Source organism: Caldibacillus sp. 210928-DFI.2.18 (genome assembly GCF_020554505.1).
GTDB classification, from domain to species: domain Bacteria; phylum Bacillota; class Bacilli; order Bacillales; family Caldibacillaceae; genus Caldifermentibacillus; species Caldifermentibacillus hisashii.
Window position 1 is genome coordinate 1 of the sequence record NZ_JAJCHL010000124.1, and the last position, 6778, is coordinate 6778.

Below are 6778 nucleotides of genomic sequence, written 5' to 3' on the forward strand. Positions count from 1 at the left end.
AGAACGGCGCTCATGGACAAAATGAGTGGTCAATCAGCAAAAAATGTCCAATAGAACGGCGCTCATGGACAAAATGAGTGGTCAATCAGCAAAAAATGTCCAATAGAGCTACTCTCACGGACAAAACCGTGGTTCAATCAACAAATACTGTCTAATAAAGCGGCGCTCACGAACAAATTAATGAGAATGTGCTAAATAATCTTGCTTAACGCCACATTTAGATGTATTTTCGTAGTCTACTCTACTATATTTTTAAAAAGTAAACATATCCGAATTACTTTTCAGTGGTTTCTATTGATTACTTCTAATTTTTTCCATTTCCCCTCATTTAATCATTTCCTTCTTAAGACGGAAATTTTTTGTGTTAAGGTGTAAGCGCTTTTCCTGTAGGATAAAAGTGTAGAGAAAATCACATAATACTGCTAAGGCAATCAAAATAAATTTAACTTTAATGGAGGTTCTATCATGAAAAGAATATTATTAGCCTGTTCATCCGGTATGTCTACTAGTTTATTGGTGTCAAAAATGAAGGAGGTGGCAGAGGCAAGAGGTATTGAAGCAGAGATTTGGGCTGTTGCTCAAGACAAAGCTCCAACTGAGATGGAACATGCAGATGTTCTTTTAATCGGGCCGCAAATGAGGTTCATGAAAAAGAAATTTGCCGCAGTTGCTGAAAAAATCGGAATTCCTATAGATGTTATCGATCCTGTTGCTTATGGTCGTATTGATGGAGAAGCCGTTCTTAACAAAGCTTTACAATTAATGGATAAATAAATTATAAAGCTCTAAAAAATAAAAATATGAGGGAGAGATCTTGTCATGAATAAGTTTATGGAGTTTTTAGAGAACATGCTTTTGCCAATTGCCGATAAGTTAAATAATAACCGTTATTTAACAGCTTTACGGGATGGATTTATGGTTGCTTTGCCGCTTATTATCTTTGGCTCAATCTTTGTTGTAATCGCTAACTTTCCATTCCTTGATAAATTACTTGGGGAAGATGCCTATACTGCCTATCAAAATGCATTGGGACCGGCATCTGCTGCAACACTTAGTATTATGGGGCTCTTTGTTATCGTAGGAATCGGGTATAAATTAACGCAAAGTTACGGTGGAGAAGCGATTTACGGTGGTGTTGTTGCTATCGCTGCATTCCTTATTTTAAACCCGCAAGAATTAGACGGTGTAACCGGTGTTATTCCAACTGCTATTCTTGGTGCTCAAGGAATGTTCTTAGGTATATTCACTGCATTTATTGCCGCAGAACTTTATCGCTATTTTGTCAAAAAAAATTGGACAATTAAAATGCCTCCAGGTGTTCCGGAAGCAGTATCCCGTTCGTTTAGTGCACTTATTCCGATTACATTAACGTTATCGGTTTTCTTAGTCATTCGAATTCTATTTAGCTTTACGCCATTCGATACGGTGCAAAACTTTATTTATACAATTATTCAAGAACCGTTAACCGCTTTAGGATCAAGCTTACCGGCTACAATTTTAGCCGTACTGTTAAGTCAAATTTTCTGGTTCTTTGGTTTGCACGGACAAATTATTATCAACTCGGTATTTGACCCAATTTGGTATACATTAAATGATGAAAACTTAAAAGCATTCCAAGCAGGAACGGAATTACCCAACGTAATCACAAAACAATTTATTGATACTTTCCTCGTTGGTATGGGTGGAACAGGAATGACGCTAGCAGTTATTCTTCTCATCTTTCTAATTGGTAAGAGCCGCCAAGTAAAAGAACTGGGTAAACTGGGAGGTCCGGCCGGAATCTTTAACGTTAACGAACCAATTATTTTTGGTTTGCCGATTATTATGAACCCGTTAGCCATTTTCCCTTGGTTATTGGCCCCGGTCGTTGTCACTGTTATCACCTATTTTGCAATGGCTACCGGAATTGTTCCGAAACCGGCAGGAATTATTGTACCGTGGACAACACCAATCGGAATTAGCGGATTTTTGGCAACCGGTAACTCTTGGAGAGGTGCAGTTCTACAAATTGTTAACTTACTCGTCGTCATGGCAATTTGGTGGCCATTCCTAAAAATTATGGATAAAAATTACTATGAAAACGAAAAGGTGAAGAAATAATATTTAACAACTGTTGAATGGGATCTTGCCTATAGTCAGATGATAGAACAGACAAATTAGATTATAAGCCCTCGGACGGCAGGGCCCTCACCACCATCCGCCGAGCTTATAAGGGTAAGAACCCATTCTCTTTAAAAGATTGACCAATTGAACCTGTTGTTGATTTCCGGTTCAATGAAAAGGGCAAAATTAACTTATTGCTTTTATTTTGGTAAAATATAGAAAGCCGATATGGTGGAGTGAAAGGCATGAAAACAATGGACAAAATCACAGAAATTTCGTTTCAAATCATTTTATATGCCGGAAATGGCCGTTCTTGTGCTATGGAAGCCATTCAAGAAGCAAAGAAAGGCAATTTTAATGAGGCAAACCGTCTTATTGAAGAAGCAGGTAATGAACTCAGTAAAGCCCATGGTTTCCAAACAAAACTTCTTCAAGAGGAAGCAAGTGGAAATGAACAAAGTATAAATATTATTCTCGTTCATTCTCAAGACCATTTGATGACAGCAATGACTGTTCGCGACCTAGCCATTGAAATCATTGAAATCTATCGTAATAAATAATTGACAACAACCGCATCTATTCTAAGCCGGAAGCATTGAAATTTACCGCATCAAATAAGGGAGGTTCACAAATGACGATTCCATACAAGTTTCCAGAAGGTTTTTGGTGGGGAAGTGCCACATCTGCTACACAAATTGAAGGAGCCGCAAATGAAGGCGGAAAAGGAAAAAATATTTGGGATTATTGGTATGAAATTGAGCCTAATCGCTTCTTTGATAATATTGGTCCCGAAACCACGTCCAATTTTTACCACCAATATAAAGAAGATATTAAATTAATGAAAGAAATCGGTCATAATTCCTTCCGTCTTTCCATCTCTTGGTCAAGACTAATTCCGAGTGGCCGTGGGAAAGTGAATCCGGAAGCAGTAAAATTTTATAACAATGTCATCAATGAATTAATCGCAAATGGGATCGAACCATTTGTTAATCTTTATCACTTTGATATGCCGTTGGAGTTGCAAAATAAAGGTGGTTGGGAAAGCCGGGAAGTTGTAGAAGCTTATCGCACTTATGCCATTCAGTGCTTTCAGTTGTTTGGTGACCGCGTGAAAAAATGGTTTACTTTTAACGAACCGATCGTACCTGTTGAAGGTGGTTATTTATACGATTTCCATTATCCAAATATCGTTGATTTTAAACGGGCTGCCCAAGTTGCTTATCATACCATTGTAGCAAATGCAAAAGCGATTGAAGCCTTCCGTACATTCAATTTTGCCGACTCAAAAATCGGGATTATTTTAAATTTAACCCCGTCTTATCCGCGAAGTCAAAATCCGTATGATTTAAAAGCTTCCAGAATCTGTGATTTATTTTTCAATCGAAGCTTCTTGGATCCGGCAGTTTTAGGTGAGTATCCGGAAGAATTGGTCGAAATTTTAAGGGAACATGGGCAATTACCGGCTATCGGTGAAGAAGACCTCGAGCTCATTAAAAACAATACAGTTGATCTTCTTGGTGTTAATTATTACCAACCACGACGAGTCAAAGCCAAAGAACATTTACCGAATCCGTACAGCCCATTCATGCCGGATTGGTTTTTTGATTACTATGAAATGCCCGGTCGAAAAATGAACCCATATCGCGGCTGGGAAATTTATGAAAAAGGGATTTACGATATTATGATCAACTTAAAAGAAAACTACGGCAATATCGAATCCTTTATTTCCGAAAACGGAATGGGTGTCCAAAACGAAGAACGATACTTAAAAGACGGCCAAATTCAGGATGACTACCGTATTGAATTTATTAAAGGTCACTTACAATGGTTGCATAAATCTATACAAGAAGGTTGTAACGTTAAAGGTTATCACCTCTGGACATTCATGGACAATTGGTCCTGGTCAAATGCCTACAAGAATCGGTACGGGTTTATCTCCGTTGATATAGAAACGCAAAAACGGACACCGAAGAAAAGTGCTTACTGGTTTAAATCAGTGGCAGAAAACAACGGATTCTAGTTTTCTGTCTATAATAATAGGCGGGACAAAATATATTGTATAGAAATATCGCTGCTTAGTTTGGTTCCGGTCACCATAAGACTGGAACCTTTTTGAATAACAGAAAATTAGAGGGGGACTTTTCATTGTTAAATTCCCGGATGAAAAACATTTTACGAGAACTGTACGCAGTTGATCAACCGATTACCGGCAATTATCTTGCAAATCTGAACCAAGTGACAACCCGGACGACAAGAGAAGATATAAAAAATTTGGATGCGATTTTAAATAAACATGGGGCAAAAATTGTTTCAATAATTGCAAAAGGTTACAAGTTGGAAATTTCGGATGAAAAAGCTTTTCGTAAATTTTTGCAATCCATTTCAGTTGAACAAATTGGACAAGAGTATATTCCCTCTACACCGGAAGAACGAGTTGCCTATCTTATTAGAAGGCTTTTATTAAGTAACCGGTATGAAAAATTAGATGATTTAGCTGATGAATTATATATTAGTAAATCGACCATTCAACTTGATTTGAAAACGGTTAAGCAAATTTTTGATGAATACGGCATTGTTTTAAAATCTAAGCCTAATTTTGGTATTAAAGCGAGCGGCAGTGAAATTAAATTACGATTTTGCCTGTCAGAATACTTATTTGACCGAAACGATGACCATACAAATACACTTGTCGATACACCTTTTTCATCCATTTCCAAAGAAGATATAGACCAAATTCATAAAATTATTTTGAAGCAAATACAAAAACATCAAATCTCAATGTCAGATATTGCCATAAATAATTTATGTATTCACATTGCGATTGCTTATAAGCGAATCGTTAGCGGTCATCATGTAGTACTGGTGCATTCAGATATCGAGGAAATCAAGCAACAGAAAGAATACCAAGTAGCAACAGAAATCGCGGCCGACGTTGAAAATTACTACCATGTAAAATTTCCACAGCAAGAAATCGCCTATATTGCCATGCACTTGCTCGGGACTAAATTACTTTCCCAAACAAAAAGTCAGGTCGATCATGTTATTAACGATGAGATTCTACATCTTGTGCATTTTGTTTTAGAAAAAATTGAAGAACAATTAGAGCTAGGTATTCAGAACGACCAGGAGCTTATCTTGGGGCTAAGTTTACATTTAAAACCGGCTGTCAATCGAATTAAATTCGGAATGAACATTCGTAATCCCATGCTGCAGGATATTAAAAACAATTACCCACTTGCGTATGAAGCCGGCATTATTGCAGGAATTGCCGTCAAAGAATATACCGGAATTGAAATGGATGAGAATGAAATCGGCTATCTTGCCTTGCATTTTGGTGCAGCGATTGAAAGGAAAAAATTGCAATCCGGTCCAAAGCGGTGTCTTGTTGTCTGTGCATCCGGTTTAGGTACAGCCCAACTCATTTTTTATCGACTGAAATCATATTTTGGTCACAATCTGGAAGTTGTCGGAACAACGGAATACTATAAACTGAAGCAAATGAATTTAAATGGTATTGATTTTATTGTCAGTTCAATCCCTATTCAAGAATCTTTTCACATCCCGGTCATTGAAGTCAATGCCGTTTTAAAAGAGCAGGATTTAAAATCGATAGAAAAATTTATTGTCAACCAAAATACAAGTCAACCAATTTTGTCATATTTTCATAAGGACTTAACTTTTTTAAAAGAAAAATTGGCTACCCAAGAAAAAGCGCTTGAATTTTTGAATGATGTTTTATTGGATAAAGGGTTAGTCGATGATACTTTTCTCGAGGCGATTTACGAAAGAGAGAAAGTTGCGCCGACTGCATTTGGGAATTTAGTGGCGATTCCACACCCGATCACCCCAAAAACAAAGAAAACCTTTGTGGTTGTCTGTACGTTGGTAAAACCGATTATCTGGAGCGAAACACCTGTTCAAATCATCTTTTTGTTATGTGTAAAAAAAGACAGCCAAGAAGATTTGCAGGAAATGTATGACCTGTTGGGGAAATTCATTGAAAACAAAGCAATGGTACAAAATATTTTAAAGGCAAAAACATATGATGACTTTATTCATGTGATTGAGGAATGGTAAAACACCTCTTTTGACTTACATTTGTAAAGATACAGTTCCAAAAACCCGGTGCCAATAACCAGTAAAGGGGGTAACAGTATTTTGGGGTTTATGGTAAAAATGAAACAGCATAAAATTTAAGGGATATCTTCCATTTTACAGAAATTTTTAATATATTCCACTAGAATTATCCTTCTGTTTTTATTATAATTTTTTTAATGAAAGGGGGAATTATTCGATTGAACGATCTGCTATTAGTGAATGAAGGAAAAATGTATGACGCCTATGAGATTGATTTTGATCGCCACTGGAAAGAAGTCATAACAGATTTTTTCGATGAATTTTTACTCCTAGTTGAACCACATCTTTTTGAGAAAATTGATTTTTTCAATAAACCGCAACCGATTGAACAAGAGTTATATCCATTGGCATCAAAGCAAAAGAAAGGAAAAAATATTGCGGATAAGATTTTTCTTGTCACATTAAAAGGGAGAAAGAAAGCTCAGGCGGCCATTCATATCGAAATCCAAGGCGATGGTCAAGATGTTTCAGAGCGAATGCTGAAAACATACTACAAGATTTTCGATAAAGATAGGAAAAATATTTTTTCAATTGTCCT

General features: G+C 36.7%; 5 protein-coding genes and 1 pseudogene. All 6 read left to right on the forward strand.

Features of this window, described 5'->3' with window-relative positions:
* The first annotated feature begins 465 nt into the window (after window positions 1–465).
* Window positions 466–774 carry a PTS sugar transporter subunit IIB gene (locus LIZ98_RS16295; RefSeq protein WP_108898809.1) on the forward strand — a complete coding sequence of 103 codons (309 nt, stop codon included), beginning with the start codon at window positions 466–468 and terminating at the stop codon, window positions 772–774.
* 45 nt (window positions 775–819) lie between these two features.
* The gene (gene celB, locus LIZ98_RS16300; RefSeq protein WP_108898810.1) at window positions 820–2100 is read left to right on the forward strand and encodes a PTS cellobiose transporter subunit IIC; all 1281 of its coding nucleotides are present in this window, start codon (window positions 820–822) and stop codon (window positions 2098–2100) included.
* A 257-nt stretch (window positions 2101–2357) separates the two neighbouring features.
* Entirely contained in the window at window positions 2358–2663 is a 306-nt protein-coding gene (locus tag LIZ98_RS16305) for a PTS sugar transporter subunit IIA (RefSeq protein ID WP_034772936.1), read from the forward strand.
* Between the two features lie 71 nt (window positions 2664–2734).
* Window positions 2735–4123 (forward strand): glycoside hydrolase family 1 protein, encoded by a 1389-nt coding sequence (locus tag LIZ98_RS16310; RefSeq protein ID WP_108898811.1) that lies wholly within the window; start codon window positions 2735–2737, stop codon window positions 4121–4123.
* A gap of 125 nt (window positions 4124–4248) precedes the next feature.
* Entirely contained in the window at window positions 4249–6180 is a 1932-nt protein-coding gene (locus LIZ98_RS16315) for a BglG family transcription antiterminator (protein ID WP_227203137.1), read from the forward strand.
* A 218-nt stretch (window positions 6181–6398) separates the two neighbouring features.
* Window positions 6399–6778, forward strand: a pseudogene (locus LIZ98_RS16320) (hypothetical protein); the annotation flags it as partial.

Excerpts from the sequence above, each read along its gene's own strand:
- LIZ98_RS16295 (WP_108898809.1), top strand. The coding sequence starts at position 466 with ATGAAAAGAATATTATTAGCCTGTTCATCCGGTATGTCTACTAGTTTA.
- celB (WP_108898810.1), top strand. The coding sequence starts at position 820 with ATGAATAAGTTTATGGAGTTTTTAGAGAACATGCTTTTGCCAATTGCC.
- LIZ98_RS16305 (WP_034772936.1), top strand. The coding sequence starts at position 2,358 with ATGGACAAAATCACAGAAATTTCGTTTCAAATCATTTTATATGCCGGA.
- LIZ98_RS16310 (WP_108898811.1), top strand. The coding sequence starts at position 2,735 with ATGACGATTCCATACAAGTTTCCAGAAGGTTTTTGGTGGGGAAGTGCC.